A 15992-nucleotide genomic window follows, 5' to 3' on the forward strand; every position below is an offset into this window, starting at 1 on the left:
ATGTAGCGATGAAGACCCCGTTTTTGTTTATCGACCGCGACGGCACCCTGATTGAAGAGCCTGTGACCGACAAGCAGGTGGATAGCCTTGCCAAGCTGCGCTTCGAGCCCATGGTCATTCCGGTGCTGCGCGAGTTGCAGGCCGCTGGCTACGTGCTGGTGATGGTGACCAATCAGGATGGGCTGGGCACCGCCAGCCTGCCGCTGGAGAACTTCCAGCCACCCCACGACCTGATGATGCACCTGTTTGAATCGCAAGGGGTGAAGTGGGAACAGGTGCTGATCTGTCCACACTTCCCCACCGACGGCTGCAGCTGCCGCAAGCCTCACCTTGGGCTGGTAAAGGATTATCTCGCCTCCGGTCGCATCGACTTTGCCAACTCCTTCGTGATTGGCGATCGCCAGACCGATCTGCAGCTGGCCGAGAACATGGGCATTGGCGGGATCCGCTACCACCCGCAGGATCACGACTGGCTCGCCATCCGTGATCAGCTGTTGTCCAAGGGGCGCGTAGCCTCGGTGGAGCGCTACACCAAAGAGACCCGTATTAAGGTGGCCCTAGATTTGGACAAGAGTGGCGGCAACCAGATCGCCACCGGCATCGGCTTTTTTGATCACATGCTGGATCAGATCGCCACCCACGCCGGTTTCCAGCTCAAGCTGAACGTCAGCGGCGATCTGCATATCGACGATCACCACACGGTGGAAGATGTGGGGCTGGCGCTGGGTCAGGCGCTGCGTCAAGCCCTTGGCAACAAGCGCGGTATCGGCCGCTTCGGCTTTGTGCTGGCGATGGACGAGGTGCAGGCGGTGATCGATGCGCGCCCGCTGACCGAGCAGGAGGTGAGCACAGCGCTGGATCTCAGCGGTCGCCCCTACTTCGTATTTGACTGCCCGAGCGGCTTTGGTCGCGACAACGTGGGCGAGATGGCCACCGAGATGGTGCCCCATTTCTTCCGCTCGCTGTCGGATGCCATGGCCATCACCCTGCAGATGAAGGTGGGCAGCGGCAACACCCACCATCAAGTGGAGGCGCTGTTCAAAGGCTTTGGCCGCACCCTGCGTCAGGCCATTCGGGTGGAAGGGAGCGAGCTTCCCTCCAGCAAGGGAGTGCTGTGATGGATGTGAGCAAGCAGAAGCTGGTCATTATCGATACCGGTTGTGCCAATCTGGCCTCGGTCAGGATGGCGTTCGAGCGCCTCGGCGTGCAGCCGCTGGTCTCAAGCCAGGCCGCCGATATCGAGCAGGCGGACAAGCTGATCCTGCCCGGCGTCGGCACCGCGGTAGCCGCCATGAAAAACCTCAACGAGCGCGGGCTGGTGCCCCTTATTCGCGCCGCCAAGCAGCCGCTGCTGGGCTTTTGCCTTGGCATGCAGATGCTGGCGGAGGCCTCCGAAGAGAGCATGGGTACGGATGACTCGTCAGAGCGGCTTATCGGCTGCCTTGGCATAGTGCCGGGCAAGATCCGGCTGATGGAGGTCGGCACCTTACACCAGTCAAGCATGCGCCTGCCCCATATGGGCTGGAACCAGATTGAGCACGACGAGACCCATCCTCTGCTCAAGGGGATCCCGAGCGGCAGCTACTTCTACTTCGTGCACTCCTATGCGCTGGAGGTAACCGAAGCGACGCTGGCGACGTGTGACTACGGCAACCCTTTTACCGCGATTGTGGCCCGTGACAACTTCTTTGGCGCCCAATTCCACCCGGAGCGCTCAGGCGCAGCCGGTGCCCGTTTGCTGCAAAATTTTCTGGAGCTATGAATGATCATTCCCGCAATTGACCTTATCAACGGTCAGGTAGTTCGCCTCTATCAGGGGGACTACGAGCAGAAGACCGAATACAGCAGCAGCCCGCAAGCCCGCTTCGATGAATATGTCTCCCAGGGGGCGGTGCAGCTCCATCTGGTGGATCTGGACGGTGCCAAGGATGCCAAGGCGCGTCAGCTCCCACTGCTGACCCAACTGCTGTCGGCCACCGAAGCGCCGGTTCAGGTCGGCGGAGGCGTGCGCACGGAGCAGGATGTGGCAGATCTGCTGGCCGCCGGTGCCAGCCGGGTGGTGATTGGCTCCACCGCAGTCAAATCCCCTGATCTGGTAGCGAGCTGGATGGAGAAATATGGCCCCGAGCAGATCGTGCTGGCGCTGGACGTCAATATCGATGAGCAGGGCAATCGCCATATCGCTGTGGCAGGCTGGCAGGAGAACAGCGGTGTGACCATCGAGGCACTGATCGAGCGCTTCCTCCCCGCCGGGCTCAAGCATGTGCTCTGCACCGACATCAGCCGTGACGGCACCCTGGCTGGCACCAACGTCGAGCTCTATCGGGATCTCTGCGCCCGCTACTCGAGCGTCGCCTTTCAAGCCTCCGGCGGCATTGGCGGCATCGCGGATATCGAGGCGCTCAAGGGCTCCGGCGTCAAGGGGATCATCCTTGGCCGCGCCCTGCTGGAGGGAAAATTCTCGGTGGGTGACGCCATCGCCTGCTGGCAAGCTCCCGCTGCCGATACCACAGGAGGCAACTGATGCTGGCAAGACGCATTATCCCCTGCCTCGACGTGAAAGATGGCGTGGTGGTCAAGGGGGTGCAATTTCGCAACCACGAGGTGATGGGCGGCATTGTCGAGCTGGCGCGCCGCTACGCCGAAGAGGGTGCTGACGAGCTGGTGTTCTATGACATCACCGCCTCCAGCGATGCTCGGGTGGTGGACAAGAGCTGGGTGAGCCGGGTAGCGGAGGTGATCGATATCCCCTTCTGCGTCGCCGGTGGCATCAAAAGCGTGGAGGATGCTCGCCAGATCCTCGAATTTGGCGCCGACAAGGTCTCCATCAACTCTCCTGCGCTGGCCGACCCGACCCTTATCAGCCGACTGGCCGAGCGCTTTGGCGTGCAGTGCGTGGTGGTGGGCATTGACTCCTACTTCGACGCCGACACGGGCCACTATCAGGTCAAACAGTTTACCGGTGACGAGAGCCGCACCCGCACCACCGCCTGGCACACCCTCGACTGGGTGCAGGAGGTACAAAAACGCGGCGCAGGCGAAATCGTGCTGAACGTGATGAATCAGGACGGCATGCGTCAGGGTTATGATCTCGACCAGCTCAAACTGGTGCGCAGCGTCTGCAAGGTGCCGCTGATTGCCTCCGGCGGCGCCGGTGCCATGACACACTTTCGCGATGCCTTTACCCTCGCCGATGTGGACGGGGCGCTGGCCGCCTCAGTGTTCCACAAGGGCCTTATCCCCATTCCCGAATTGAAACGCTGGCTGAAAACCGAAGGAGTCGCCATCCGTGAATAACTTCTCAGATAACACACAAACAACCGCCAGCGCGCGCCCCCTTGCCGATCAGCTCGATTGGGAAAAGTGCGATGGCATGATCCCTGCCATCGTCCAGCACGCCGCCAGCGGCGAGGTGCTGATGCAGGGCTTTATGACCCGTGAAGCGCTGGAGAAGACCCAGACCACCGGTCAGGTCACCTTCTTTAGCCGCAGCAAACAGCGACTGTGGACCAAGGGTGAAAGCTCGGGCAATGTGCTCAAGCTCGTGGCTATCAGCACCGACTGCGATCAGGACTCCCTGCTGATTGCCGCCAACCCCGTCGGTCCCACCTGCCACAAAGGGACAACCTCCTGCTTCCATGGTCACCCGCTGCCGCCCCTCGGTTTTTTGGCAGAGCTGGAACAGGTGCTGGCAGCCCGCAAAGGGGCCGATCCGGCCACCAGCTACACCGCCAGCCTCTACGGCAAAGGGACCAAGCGTATCGCCCAGAAAGTGGGTGAAGAAGGCGTAGAAGTGGCGCTGGCCGCCATGGCCAAGGATCGGGAGGAGCTTATCAACGAATCCGCCGATCTGCTCTACCACCTGACCGTGCTGCTACAAAATGAAGGGCTGGGATTACAGGATGTGGTACAGCGGCTTTATGAGCGGCATAATAAATAAACTGGTAATAAAGCCGGGTTACCCCGGCTTTATTTAATCAAAATGAACAGACACCTCCACAAAATTTCTATATATCTCGAAACGATGTTCGAGCTGAGATAATTCAGGCCTAGCCAGTAAAGCTGCTTCGACGTGACTAAGTGGATTAATACTTACATGTAAAGATATTGCATTTTTCAATTCGGAGTCATTATTTAATTTGTATTTAGCATGATGGGCATGCAATATCATCATTTCATATGAATGGTATAACAATGAAATAAGTGAAACATTGTATTCACCATCCTTCCATATATCATTTATAGGTTTACCTAAAACTAGACTTGGTGATAAAGAAATCTGTATGGTTTTATCTTGCCGTTTTCTCAAGGCCACATCAAATGAATTTATATGCTGTTCACCAACTCCACGCCTTTCTACTCTGCCCTCTGAAATCAATCTATAATAAGAATAGTCTTTTTCATGCAAAGCAAAAAGATAAACAAGAAAGATGAAATCCAGCCTACCTATTTGCCCATCATCGTGTGAATTAATGTTCATAAGCGCAACAAATCTATCTACAAGTTGTTCTACTTGCCTCAGACTCATAGAAAAATAATCACAGATGGCTGTTATCACATTTATAATCACATTCGGTGCCATAATGTCTGGCCACATTTTAATGCTTGATGTCAGAGGGATACGATTTTCTAGCTTTGTAGTAATGAAATCGCGTTTTGAAATGGCATTCAGTGTGAACTTTCGTTGAAAGAAACGCCCAAGATAATTTTGCGCATCAAAACCAGCCCCATAAATAACCTTAATAGCATGCTGCAACTGCTCGGTATCTGTTGCCAGTACAAAAACCACGCCTTTAATATCAAAGATATGCTTGATAGTCTCCAGCATCTCCACAGCATAGGAGGGGCGACAGCGATCCAACTCATCAATCAGGATAAATGCGGGTGCCTGTTTCTTTTTCTTGCCAATAATGGCCTCGACCCACTGCTGTATTTCGTGTTTGAGCAACTGTACTGCTTCTGTCTTTTTACGAGTATCTTGAAAAAGTGATTCAACCAGTTTGCCCGCGTCATCAGCTGTAATGACCTCCTGGACTTCATCGATATTGATGCCAGAGACTTTTTTAAACAGAGCCTTGGTCACTATCGGCGCAGTTGCTTTCAGTAATGAAGCCAGCTTGGTCGACAAATAGGGGGAAAGCTGAGGGCTACCCGCTTCTGCTTTCAGTTGTTCAATGATCGATGAAATCACCGTAAGCAAGGGATCATCGGAAAAGTCCTGCTGTCAGGCATCGACATAGACGGTGGGATAGTGCGTTTTAAGCTCCATATACCAGCGCTTGATAAACCAGGTTTTCCCTGCCCCCCACTCGGCATTGAGGTTGAGCACATAGTTGCGCTGCTTGCCCTCTGCCACCAGATAGTTGGTGAGAAACTCGGCATAGCGGGCACGATCCAGCCGATCACCCGCCAGCTCTTCGCCGCCCGCAATGGCCCCCGGCCCGTCCCACTGAACTGCGTCATCCCAATTAAACGGTGCCACTGCCATCTCGAATCTCTCCATATTGCGTTGCTGAGGATGATATCAGGGGCACAGTGAAAATAGTTTGATTAAAGACCTGTTTGTTGCCCTTTCTGCCGCTCGGGCTGGCGTATTTGACTGCCGGGCAATTGCTCTGCTGCTGGCCCACGATGCCGGGCCGATATAGGTGGGACGGTTATCTGCATAGCCACGGACTCAGTTGATTTCCTTTGACCACACCAACGATGACAATCGTGTGACATGGCGCAGAACTTGCGGAAATAAACACGAAATATGGCCTGTTCAGTGCTTAATTTAAACCGTTGGTACATATATTAGCGCGGTATACAACGACTCCATTGACCAAGGATGGTTAACCCCATGAAGGATGAACCCTTCTCTATCCAGTTACAGCATGAGCTGGATCACCTCAAAGCCATCTTCAACGAGACGGACGCCTACATGTTTACCAAGGATCTGGCGGGCCGTTACACCTATGCCAATCAGGCGGTGCTGGATCTCTTTGGCTGCACCCTCGCCGAGTTGCAGGGGCAGGATGATCGGGCCTTTTTTGATCTCGAATTCTCCGACACCATTCAACGCAACGACCGGTTGGTACTGGAGCAGCAACTCGCCATCGCCCAGGAGGAGATCAACTACCTCAAATCCACTGGGGAAAAGCGCTGCTACTGGACCGTTAAAAAGCCCATCCATGACAAGGATGGCAACCTGATCGGCCTGTGCGGCATCTCCACCGATATCACCGAACACAAGCTGATTGAGGCCCGCATGGCCGAGCAGCATCAGCTGCTGGAAATCATCCTCGCCAACGTGGATGCCCATATCTATATGAAGGACAGCCTGCACCGCTTTCTCTACGTCAACCAAAAGGTCGCCGATCTGCTGGGCCTTCCTGCCGAGCAGATCATCAACCGACGCGATGATGAGGTGATCCCGGCTGCCAGCGCCTGCCAGCTGTGGCGGCTGGACAACCGGGTGTTCGAAACCGGCGAGCTGCAAGCCGGGGAAGAGATGCTGACCGATCCCGAAGGCAATCAGCACTACTACTGGTCGGTCAAGGTGCCCTTTCTGCTGGGGGATGGCACTCCCACCCTGATCGGTATCTCCTCCGACATTACCGAACTGCACCAGCTCAAGGAGCAGCTGCACCAACAGTCGGTGCGCGATGGCCTCACCGGTCTCTACAACCGCCGTTTCTTTTTCGAGTTGTGCGAGAAGAACCTCAGTCTGGACATGCGCCACCACCTCACCTCGGTGCTGATGGTGCTGGATGTGGATCAGTTCAAGTGCATCAACGATCGCTTCGGTCATCCCCTTGGAGATAGCGCGCTGATGCATCTGGGCAGGGTGATGCAATCGGTGCTGCGCAGCGAAGATGTGCTGGCCCGCATCGGCGGTGACGAATTTGCCATCTTGCTGCCCAACACCACCCTCTCGGCCGCCGTATCACTGGCCGAGCGACTGCGCCTGCAGGTGATGCACAGCCCGCTGCCCCTGCCAGATGGGGATAAACTGGTCATCACCATCAGCGCCGGACTGGTGGAAAATGGCGAAGGGGAGCTGATGGAGAGCCTCTACGCCCGCGCCGATCAGATGCTCTATCAGGCTAAACAGAGCGGCCGCAACTGCGTCGCCTGCAAGGCTCCCTAGCCATACAACGGGAGGGCCCGCAGCCCTCCAGCTCCCTCGTATCTCCCTCCTATGAAAGTCTGTGCTGGCTCCTTACGAACAGGCCGCTACCCCAGCTGTTTGCGCAGCACGAATTTTTGCACCTTGCCTGTCGAGGTTTTCGGCAGCGGGGTGAAGATGATGCGTTTGGGGGCCTTGAAGTGGGCCATCTGCTCCCGGCAAAAGGCGATCAGCTCCGCCTGGGTGGTCTCTCGCCCCTCTTTCAGTTTGACGAAGGCGCAGGGCACCTCCCCCCACTTCTCATCGGGCATGGCGATCACTGCCGCTTCGTCCACATCGGGATGGCGATAGAGCACATCTTCCACCTCCAGACTGGAGATATTCTCCCCGCCCGAGATGATGATATCCTTGGATCTGTCCTTGATCTCCACATAACCATCCGGGTGCCACACCGCCAGATCGCCACTGCGAAACCACCCCTCCGCCATCGCCTCGGCGCTGGCCGCCGGATTTTTCAGATAGCCTTTCATCACCACATTGCCCCGCAGCACTATCTCCCCCATGGTTTTGCCATCTTTGGCCACCGGCTCGCCAGTGACCGGATTGATAACCCGCATATCCCCCTGCAGAGGCGACGCAACACCCTGGCGCGCCTTGAGGCGGGAGAGCGCCGTGGCATCCTGACCTTGCCAGCTTCTTTGCGGTTCGCACAACACGCAGGGGCCATAGGTTTCGGTGAGGCCATAGACGTGGGTCACGGCGATCCCCATCGCCTCCATCCCGGCGATCACGGTGGCGGGGGGCGCAGCGCCAGCGGTCATCACCTTGATGGGGTGATCCAGCCCCCGCTTGAGCGCCGGATCGGCATTGTTGAGCATATTGAGCACGATGGGCGCCGCGCAGAAGTGGCTCACCTTGTGCTCATGCAGCGCCTCATAAATGGCGGCCGCCTGCACATGCCGCAGGCAGACGCTCACCCCGGCGGTGGCCGCCAGCGTCCAGGGGAAACACCAGCCGTTGCAGTGAAACATCGGCAAGGTCCAGAGGTAGACGGGATGTTTGGGCAGCTCCCAGGAGAGTACGTTGTTGATGGCGTTGAGGTGGGCGCCGCGATGGTGATAGACCACCCCCTTGGGGTTGCCGGTGGTGCCGGAGGTGTAGTTAAGGGAGATGGCCTGCCACTCATCCTCTGGCAACCAGCCGGGTTCATCGCCATTACCAGTGGCAATAAAAGCCTCATAGGTCAGTTCACTGACAAGCGCCCCTCCCCGGTAGAGGGGGTCGTCGATGGCGATGACCAGCGGTTGGCGCTCCAGCAGACCCAGCGCCTTGCGCACCACGGCGCCAAACTCCCTGTCCACCAGCACCACCTTGCTCTGGGCATGCTGGAAGATAAAAGCCATCGACTCGGCATCGAGCCGGGTATTGATGGTGTTGAGCACAGCGCCGCTCATGGGCACCCCGAAGTGGGCTTCAAACATCGCCGGGATATTGGGCGCAACGATGGAGACGGTATCCCCCTCCCCAATACCGCGAAGCCGCAGGGCCGAGGCCAGCTGGCGGCAACGGCGGGCAGTCTCGCCCCAGCTCTGGCGCAGCGGGCCGTGGATCAGCGCCGGATAGTCGGGATAGACCCGCTCCGCCCGCCCCAGAAAGCTGATGGGGGTCAGGGCCTCGAAATTGGCGGCGGTTTTGGCAAGGTCGCGCTCATAGATGTTCTGCACTGTCATCGGATTCCTTCCTCACAGGTGGCACAAAACGGGCAGTTTCGGGATGATTCAGAGATCAGACAGCGACATAGGCATCCTGCCCGTCACTGGTCTCTTATGGGGATGACAGCCTAACAGTGAGCCTGTGGCGGCAGGTATTAGCAAAACGTCTTAGAGGAAGAGCGGAAAAGGTATTCGGTGCGAGTTCGGGCAAGCCAGCCCCCGCCAATGGCGAAGGCTTTACCTCAATCATCGTTAGTGGCGCACCCGCCCCTGCTGGCGGAAGCAGTAGAGTTTAAGGCTGATGTCGGCGATATCGGCGGGAAGCTCCTCTCCCTGCTCGGCCAGGGGCCGGTAGAGGGATGAGAGCAGACGTTCGGCCTGCTGCACCGTGATGATGTTGGCCTGGATGGCCGGGGTGATCCAGCTGGGTAACATTGACATATCTCCCCCTCGTTGATCCGGTGATCTCGGGTGAACATCTTCATATCAGGTCTTACGCCGTTGTCTGCCGACCCGTTCACCCTCTGCTTCACCCAATCAAAGCAAAATGCTTGCCGTGATCTCTTATCGGCCAACATCCGATGGGGCTGGAGCCATTTATCAACCACTTGCGTGGCCATCTCAACGAACAGAGCCCTTGCTCAAGGCCTCCCTTGACCTGCCCCCGTCAGCACTTTGCCACTCTGGCATTCTGCTCACCGCCCGCCTTGCAAATTGCGACTCGAATTGCGCCTTATCACACTGGCAAAGCCCGCCATGCGACGGAAACTGGTCACTTTTAGTCCGTTGTCGCCAAAGCCCGACTCTTTTTCATGGTGGCTATTTTTTGACCTTGCCAGCGCCTGTCGCAGGCCCATCCCCCTCGCCTTGTCCGGCCAACCGGTTATGACAAGATGGCGCCAGATTGGAACAGCCCGTATGGGTATGCAGGAGAACAACAAGATGAACAGATCCATGATGGCAGGTATCGGTATTGGCATCGCCTCGGCCCTGGCACTCTCGGCGGCGGCCAGCGGCTCCCTCTTTACACCCCAGCCCACCTTTGCCGAGGTGATCGCCAGCAAGCCGATCACCGAGACCATCAAGACTCCCCGACAGGAGTGTCGCAACGTCACCGTGACCCACCGCAAGCCGGTACAGGATGAGCACAAGATCCTCGGCACAGTGGTTGGCGCGGCGCTGGGTGGCGTGGTTGGCCACCAGTTTGGCGGCGGCAGCGGCAAGAAGGTGGCCACTGCTGCAGGGGCCGTCGCGGGTGGCTATGCCGGTAATCAGGTGCAGGGCAATATGCAGGCGGGCGATACCTACACCACCACCGAGCAGCGCTGCAAGACCGTGCAGGATACGAGCGTCAACACCATAGGTTATGACGTGACCTATCGCCTCGCAGGTCAGGAGGGGGTGATCCGCATGAAGCAAGTCCCGGGCGCCACCATTCCGGTCAAAGATGGCAAATTGGTGATCGACCAGCCAAAAGTGTGATTTCTCCTGACCCCACTCAGCAGCAGGCCCGCCTCTTTCGAGGCGGGCCTGTGTTTTTGGGCGGCTTGATTTCCTTTTTTCAAATAACGGCACGCACCACTCACGGCACCCGAACTATCACCCTTTGCAACACTTCTTCACCGCCCGTACCACGTTCTGATAACCGGTACAGCGGCAGAGGTTGCCCGACAGCCCGCGGCGGATCTCCGCATCGGTCAGCGGACGGCGTTCGGTCTTGTCGAGCAGGGCGGCGCTCGCCATCACAAGACCAGGCGTGCAAAAACCGCACTGCACCGCCCCCTCGTCGATAAAGGCCTGCTGCACATCAGAGAGCTCGTTACCTTTGCGTTCCCCCTCCACGGTACGAATGGATTTGCCATCGGCCCAGACCGCCAGATAGAGGCAGCTGTCGATAGCGGTGCCATCCACCCGCACGGTACAGGCGCCGCACTCACCGACACTGCACCCCTCTTTCACGCTGATAAGCCCCTGCCCGCGCAAAAAGTGGAGCAGCGACATGGTGGGCGGCACTGCATAGGAGTAAGGCTTGCCGTTGATCTCGCACTGGATCTCCACTGCGGGACAGCTTTGCGGTTGCATCATAGGATCTTGCCTCCGGCACGTTCGACTGCGCAGGCAACCACCCGCTGCGCCAGGGTTTTGATAAGGTGCAGGCGAAACTCCTTCTCCGCCCGCCAGGAGGATCGCGGCGCCACATCGGCCACCACAGCCTCGGCAATGGCGGCCAGTGTGGCGCGAGTCAGGGGTTGCCCTTCGGCTGCCGCTTCTGCGTGCGGGGTACGCACCGGGGTCGGGGCCGCCACCCCGTAGGCCAGCCGCAGACTCTTGAAGTGACCATCCTCAATCTGACAGTAGGCGGCGCAGCCGATGGTGGCGATATCCATGGCATCGCGCATGGCGTATTTGAAGTAGTGGGAGCCCACATGAGGGTGAGAATCCGGCGCAAAGTGAAATGCCACCAGAATTTCCGCCGGTTGCAGCGCCACCTTGCCAGGACCGGTGTGAAAACCGGCGATGGGGATACGGCGCGTGCCATTGGGCCCGGCGATTTGCAGCTCTGCTTCCAGTGCCACTGTGGGCGCCGCCGAGTCAGCACTGGTGGCGCCGTTACAGATGTTGCCGCCATAGGTGGCGATGTTGCGGATCTGCGGGCCGGCGATGGTGGCGGCCGCTTCCGCCAGCATCGGCAGGCGGCGCTGCACCAGTTCGTTCTCGATGATCTCGGTAAAGGTGGTGCCGGAGCCGATGCGGATCGACCCATCAGGCAACTCGCACACCCCTTTGAGTTCGGGCAAGTCGTGAATATCGACGATATGACGATAGGCAGCGTTGAGGTGATGGAGCTGGATCATCACATCGGTGCCACCGGCCAAGAGGCGCGCCTCGGGGTCAGCCTGACGCAGGGCGACCGCCTCGGCCACACTGTGCGCCTTGTAGTAACGGGCAATATCAAACATGGTGTTGCTCCTCCCCTGATCCCTCGCCAATCAAACCCGCCGCGACAAACTCCCGGAACAGGGTTTTGGGGGTGATGGGCAGCTCGTTGATGGCCACCCCGGTCGCCATGCGAATGGCGTTACGGATGGCGGGGCCCGGCGAGATGATGGGCGGTTCCCCCAGGGATTTGTGGCCATAGACCGACTGGGGCTCGTAGGTCTGCACGAAGTCGCATTCAAGCTCCGGCAAATCCAGCATGGTGGGGAACTTGTAGTCGAGCAGGTTGGGGTTGCGTACCACGCCAGTCTTGGCGTCGATGATCATCTCCTCGAACAGGGACCAGCCGATCCCCATCCCCATGCCGCCATGCACCTGCCCCTCAGCCAACTGCGGGTTGAGGATCTTGCCCGCATCGTGCAGGTTGATGATGCGATTGATGGTCACCTTGCAGAGATCGATATCGACGCTGAGATCGACAAAGGTACAGCCGAAACTCGGCGGGTTGGTGGTGGTCTTGTGGGAGACCTCGGAGGTGATCTGGCCGCCGATAGTGAGATGGTAATAGGCGTTGACCGACACCTCGGCGACGCTGATCAGCACCTTCTCCGGCGCACCGGCCAGCACCACGTAGCCGTCGATCAGGGTCAGCGACCCTACATCCTGATGGCAGAGCTGGGCCGCCAGCGAGAGGATGCGGGCCCGCAACTGCAGCGCCGCCTGATGGATGGCAGGGGCCGCCACATAACTCTGGCGCGAGGCGAACGAGCCCGGATCATAGGCGGTGATGTCGGTATCCTGAGTCGAGATGACCCGGATCTGCTCAAACGGAATGCCTAACGTCTGGGCCGCCATCTGGGCAAAGACGGTGTCCGACCCCTGCCCTATCTCGGTGGCACCGATCTGCAGATTGACGGTGCCATCCTGATTGAGCAGCATGCGGGCGCCGGCAATTTCGACCCCCACCGGATAGGTGTTGGAGCCGTAGCTAAAGCACGCTACCCCGATGCCACGCCGCACCCGGCTGGCAGGATCCTGCCCCAGACACTCGGCCTTGAGTCGATCCCACTCGAACATCTCGCGGCCACGCAGCAGGCAGTCCGGCAACCCGGCGCTGTAGATGGTCTTCTGGTTGACCTGATTGACGTCCCCTTCCCTCGCCACGTTGGCGATGCGCACATCAAGCGGATCCAGCCCCAGTTCGGCGCAGGCGTCATCCAGCATGCATTCAAGGGCAAATATCACCTGCGGCGCGCCGTAACCGCGCATGGCACCGGCGGTGGGCAGGTTGCTGTAGAAGGTTTTGGCGTCATAGCCAAAGGCGCTGCGCGGATAGAGGTAGCTGATCTTGTTGCCACCGGCGCTGGCGATGGAGTGGCCATGGGAGGCATAGCCGCCGGTGTTGGAGAGCACGTCGAGCTGATAGCCCTTGAGGATGCCATCGCGGTTGAGGCCCATCTTGCCATCGATGGCAAAGCCGTGGCGGGTGCGGGAGGCAAAAAAGCACTCCTCCCGGCTCAGAGTCACCTTGACCGGCACGCCGCCAAGCTTGTAGCTCAAAAACGCCGCCATCGGCTCTTCCAGCACATCCTGCTTGTTGCCAAAACCGCCGCCCATATAGGGCTTGATCACCCGCACGCTCGACCAAGGCAGACCGAGGGATTTGGCCACCCGGCTGCGCACTATCTGGGGGATCTGGGTACTGCTGACGACGATGATGTGGTCCGGTTGATCCATGTAGGCGTAGCAGGTCACCGTCTCCAGATGGCAGTGCTGCACCACCGGCGTCCGGTAGTGCCCCTGAAACTGCAGATCGGCCGCCGCGATGGCCTGCTCCGGGTCATTGGTGCGAAGCTGACTTTGGCGCAGCAGATTACCGCTCGGGTGGATGGGATAGGCTCCGTCGGCCAGGGCACTTTCGGCATCCGTCATCACCGGCAGCGGTTCGTAGGTCACCTTGACCAGCGCAGCCGCTTTTTCGGCGACCAGTGGATCGCGGGCCACGACTATGGCGACCCCATCACCAAAGTGGCGTACATGGTCGGTGAGCAGACGCCGGTCTTTCACATCCCGTTTCGCCTCATCGAGAGACCAGGCGTGACCAGCGGTGCGAAAACAGGTGGTGGGGACATCTTCATGGGTAAATACGGCTTCGACCCCGTGCAGGGCCAGCGCTTCGGTCGCATCGATGGCGAGCACCTTGCCGTGGGCAATATTGCTTCGCACGTACTTGGCGTGGCGCATCCCGAGCATGATGTTGTCATCGGTATAGCGGGCGCTGCCGGTCACCTTGGCCTCGGCATCCACCCGCTTGAGCGGTAATCCTATGGACATATGCAAGTCCTTTTTCGAATGGAAAAATCTGGAACCGGCATAAAAAACAGCAAGATATGCGCCTGTTTCCCGCCATCGTCAGGACAATGGGGAGAAGTGTGAAGGGGATCCCATCTAGCCCGCTTTTGTTGGCCCGAAGCGACAAGCCAAGGGCAGCCCCTGAGCAAACGGGGCACATCAGCGGTGAAAAAAGCGGCAAAGCGAGGAGAGCAAAGGTGGGAGCCTATCAATCTGGTAGGAGGATTTATCAAAATGGTATCGCGATGCCCCCCAACTGCGGAGACAGCCTAGGCATAATGCCTGCATGGGCGGGCTAAAAATAACAGGCATAAAAATGGGGCCGCCAGAGCGACCCCAAACGGGCGGGTTATCCCTAAATAGCCCACCCCCCAGCATAAAAGAGCACCAGCGCCAGGGCGATGACCACGGTGCCGACGTTGAGCTTGTGCCACTCCTTCGAGCAGATGCGGCCGATCACCAGCGAGCTGAAGCCGAGCATGATACCGGTGACAATATTGCAGGTGAGCACGATAAAGACCGCGCACACCAGCCCGGACATGGCCCCGACAAAGTCATCGAAATCGAGCTTGGTGACGTTGCTCAGCATCAAGAGCCCCACATACATCAGGGCCGGTGCGGTGGCATAGGCCGGCACCAGATAGGAGAGCGGCGAGAGGAACAGCATCAGCAGGAACAGGCCGCCCACCACAGTCGCGGTGAGGCCGGTTTTGCCCCCCGCCGCCGTGCCCGCCGCCGATTCGATATAGACGGCAGCCGGGGCCGCCCCCACCAGACTGGAGAAGATGCTGCTGACCGAGTCGGCACTGAGCGCCTTGCCGCTGTTGATGATATGACCATCCTTATCGAGCAGGTTGGCCTGCCCCGCCACGGCGCGGATGGTGCCGGTGGCATCGAATACCGCTGTCATCACCAGCGCCAGCACGCTGGGCAGCACCAGCGGCGAGAGGGCGCCCATGATATCCAGACTGAAAATGAGGGACTTGCCCTGATCGTCCGAGAGGCTCGGCAGGGCGAACAGTCCCTGATACTTCACCGCCGGATCGAAAATCAGGCCGAAGATGGAGATGGCGATAATCACCAGCAAGATCCCCCCCGGTACTCTCAGCTTCTCCAGCCCGAAGATCACCGCAAGGCCGATCAGGGACATAATGACCGGCATCGAGGTAAAAGCCCCCAGCGCCACCGGCAGCCCCTCCAGCGGGTTCTTGATCACCAGCCCCACTCCGTTGGCGGCGATAAGCAGCAGGAAGAGACCGATCCCGATGCCGGTACCGTGGGCAATTCCCATCGGCAGGTTGTCGAGGATCCAGCTACGCACTCCGGTCACCGAGATGGCGGTAAACAGCACCCCCATCAGGAAGACGGCCCCCAACGCCACCGGAATGGGGATCTGCTGCCCCAGCACCAGACTGAATGCAGTAAACGCCGTGAGGGAAATAGCGCAGCCGATGGCCATCGGCAACTTGGCCCAGAGCCCCATCAAGAGCGAACCGAACCCCGCCACCAGACAGGTGGCGACAAACACGGCGCCGGGGGGAAAGCCCGCCTTGCCGAGCATGCTCGGCACCACGATCACCGAGTAGACCATGGCAAGGAAGGTGGTGAGGCCCGCCAGTACCTCCTGTCTGACGTTGCTGCCCCGCTCGCTGATCATAAAGTAGCGATCAAGAGCCGTTAGCGGCTGTTGCTTTGGTGCGCTCTGGCTGGCGTCATCATTGGCCAGCTGTTCCACGCTGTTTGTCCTGCTGTTTGCTTGGGTCATACCCAACTCCTTCACACGCGCCTGAATGTTCCATGACGAAATGGCGACAGGATCTGCGGGTCTGCCGAGCGCCAGTCTGATGAGAAACAGGCGATGGTGGCAGAAGATGCGACAG

13 protein-coding genes and 1 pseudogene are annotated in these 15992 nt (G+C 58.9%); 7 read left to right on the forward strand and 7 right to left on the reverse strand.

The window, feature by feature from the left end:
* Positions 1-8 precede the first annotated feature (8 nt).
* Genes hisB through hisIE form a run of 5 tightly spaced genes read left to right on the forward strand, consistent with a single transcriptional unit; the run spans position 9 to position 3940 of the window.
* Positions 9-1118 (forward strand): bifunctional histidinol-phosphatase/imidazoleglycerol-phosphate dehydratase HisB, encoded by a 1110-nt coding sequence (hisB, locus tag AB5Z05_RS09230; RefSeq protein WP_368151179.1) that lies wholly within the window; start codon positions 9-11, stop codon positions 1116-1118.
* Positions 1118-1762 (forward strand): imidazole glycerol phosphate synthase subunit HisH, encoded by a 645-nt coding sequence (gene hisH, locus AB5Z05_RS09235; protein ID WP_368151181.1) that lies wholly within the window; start codon positions 1118-1120, stop codon positions 1760-1762. Before hisB ends, hisH begins: the two co-directional genes overlap by 1 nt.
* Positions 1763-2524 (forward strand): 1-(5-phosphoribosyl)-5-[(5-phosphoribosylamino)methylideneamino]imidazole-4-carboxamide isomerase, encoded by a 762-nt coding sequence (gene hisA / locus AB5Z05_RS09240; protein WP_368151183.1) that lies wholly within the window; start codon positions 1763-1765, stop codon positions 2522-2524.
* Positions 2524-3297 (forward strand): imidazole glycerol phosphate synthase subunit HisF, encoded by a 774-nt coding sequence (gene hisF, locus AB5Z05_RS09245; protein WP_043820204.1) that lies wholly within the window; start codon positions 2524-2526, stop codon positions 3295-3297. The genes hisA and hisF overlap by 1 nt, the downstream gene beginning before the upstream one ends.
* Positions 3290-3940: a bifunctional phosphoribosyl-AMP cyclohydrolase/phosphoribosyl-ATP diphosphatase HisIE gene (gene hisIE / locus AB5Z05_RS09250; RefSeq protein ID WP_368151185.1), complete on the forward strand. Its 651-nt coding sequence runs from the start codon at positions 3290-3292 to the stop codon at positions 3938-3940. Before hisF ends, hisIE begins: the two co-directional genes overlap by 8 nt.
* Before the next feature lie 33 nt (positions 3941-3973).
* Here hisIE and AB5Z05_RS09255 read toward each other — a convergent pair.
* Positions 3974-5503: pseudogene (locus AB5Z05_RS09255) on the reverse strand (P-loop NTPase fold protein).
* 339 nt (positions 5504-5842) lie between these two features.
* Between AB5Z05_RS09255 and AB5Z05_RS09260 the strand changes: the two are divergent.
* Complete coding sequence (locus tag AB5Z05_RS09260; protein ID WP_139709375.1) at positions 5843-7132, forward strand: sensor domain-containing diguanylate cyclase; 1290 nt, start codon at positions 5843-5845, stop codon at positions 7130-7132.
* Positions 7133-7218: 86 nt separating this feature from the next.
* On the opposite strand, the gene AB5Z05_RS09265 is transcribed toward AB5Z05_RS09260, so the two are convergent.
* Both AB5Z05_RS09265 and AB5Z05_RS09270 read right to left on the reverse strand, forming a co-directional pair.
* Positions 7219-8841, reverse strand: coding sequence for an acyl-CoA synthetase (locus AB5Z05_RS09265; RefSeq protein WP_368151187.1), 1623 nt, complete (start codon positions 8839-8841; stop codon positions 7219-7221).
* 234 nt (positions 8842-9075) lie between these two features.
* Positions 9076-9264, reverse strand: coding sequence for a hypothetical protein (locus AB5Z05_RS09270; protein WP_005345660.1), 189 nt, complete (start codon positions 9262-9264; stop codon positions 9076-9078).
* Between the two features lie 501 nt (positions 9265-9765).
* Between AB5Z05_RS09270 and AB5Z05_RS09275 the strand changes: the two genes are divergently transcribed.
* Entirely contained in the window at positions 9766-10305 is a 540-nt protein-coding gene (locus AB5Z05_RS09275) for a glycine zipper 2TM domain-containing protein (protein ID WP_058058824.1), read from the forward strand.
* A 117-nt stretch (positions 10306-10422) separates the two neighbouring features.
* On the opposite strand, the gene xdhC is transcribed toward AB5Z05_RS09275, so the two are convergent.
* From xdhC to AB5Z05_RS09295, 4 genes are all read right to left on the reverse strand, one after another.
* Positions 10423-10908 (reverse strand): xanthine dehydrogenase iron sulfur-binding subunit XdhC, encoded by a 486-nt coding sequence (gene xdhC, locus AB5Z05_RS09280; RefSeq protein ID WP_005336775.1) that lies wholly within the window; start codon positions 10906-10908, stop codon positions 10423-10425.
* Positions 10905-11783, reverse strand: a complete 879-nt coding sequence (gene xdhB, locus AB5Z05_RS09285; protein WP_368151190.1) for a xanthine dehydrogenase FAD-binding subunit XdhB — start codon at positions 11781-11783, stop codon at positions 10905-10907. Before xdhB ends, xdhC begins: the two co-directional genes overlap by 4 nt.
* Positions 11776-14094, reverse strand: coding sequence for a xanthine dehydrogenase molybdenum-binding subunit XdhA (xdhA, locus tag AB5Z05_RS09290; RefSeq protein ID WP_368151191.1), 2319 nt, complete (start codon positions 14092-14094; stop codon positions 11776-11778). The genes xdhB and xdhA overlap by 8 nt, the downstream gene beginning before the upstream one ends.
* A gap of 373 nt (positions 14095-14467) precedes the next feature.
* Positions 14468-15769: an NCS2 family permease gene (locus AB5Z05_RS09295; RefSeq protein WP_180343373.1), complete on the reverse strand. Its 1302-nt coding sequence runs from the start codon at positions 15767-15769 to the stop codon at positions 14468-14470.
* Positions 15770-15992: the final 223 nt, after the last annotated feature.

Source organism: Aeromonas sp. R2-4 (assembly GCF_040908365.1).
GTDB lineage: Bacteria > Pseudomonadota > Gammaproteobacteria > Enterobacterales > Aeromonadaceae > Aeromonas > Aeromonas veronii.

What these genes read in the sequence shown, in the direction of transcription:
- AB5Z05_RS09275 (WP_058058824.1), top strand. Translation starts at nt 9,766, where the DNA reads ATGAACAGATCCATGATGGCAGGTATCGGTATTGGCATCGCCTCGGCC.
- xdhB (WP_368151190.1), bottom strand. Translation starts at nt 11,783, where the DNA reads ATGTTTGATATTGCCCGTTACTACAAGGCGCACAGTGTGGCCGAGGCG.
- AB5Z05_RS09295 (WP_180343373.1), bottom strand. Translation starts at nt 15,769, where the DNA reads ATGATCAGCGAGCGGGGCAGCAACGTCAGACAGGAGGTACTGGCGGGC.
- xdhA (WP_368151191.1), bottom strand. Translation starts at nt 14,094, where the DNA reads ATGTCCATAGGATTACCGCTCAAGCGGGTGGATGCCGAGGCCAAGGTG.
- hisF (WP_043820204.1), top strand. Translation starts at nt 2,524, where the DNA reads ATGCTGGCAAGACGCATTATCCCCTGCCTCGACGTGAAAGATGGCGTG.
- hisB (WP_368151179.1), top strand. Translation starts at nt 9, where the DNA reads ATGAAGACCCCGTTTTTGTTTATCGACCGCGACGGCACCCTGATTGAA.
- AB5Z05_RS09260 (WP_139709375.1), top strand. Translation starts at nt 5,843, where the DNA reads ATGAAGGATGAACCCTTCTCTATCCAGTTACAGCATGAGCTGGATCAC.
- hisH (WP_368151181.1), top strand. Translation starts at nt 1,118, where the DNA reads ATGGATGTGAGCAAGCAGAAGCTGGTCATTATCGATACCGGTTGTGCC.
- AB5Z05_RS09265 (WP_368151187.1), bottom strand. Translation starts at nt 8,841, where the DNA reads ATGACAGTGCAGAACATCTATGAGCGCGACCTTGCCAAAACCGCCGCC.
- AB5Z05_RS09270 (WP_005345660.1), bottom strand. Translation starts at nt 9,264, where the DNA reads ATGTCAATGTTACCCAGCTGGATCACCCCGGCCATCCAGGCCAACATC.
- hisA (WP_368151183.1), top strand. Translation starts at nt 1,763, where the DNA reads ATGATCATTCCCGCAATTGACCTTATCAACGGTCAGGTAGTTCGCCTC.
- xdhC (WP_005336775.1), bottom strand. Translation starts at nt 10,908, where the DNA reads ATGATGCAACCGCAAAGCTGTCCCGCAGTGGAGATCCAGTGCGAGATC.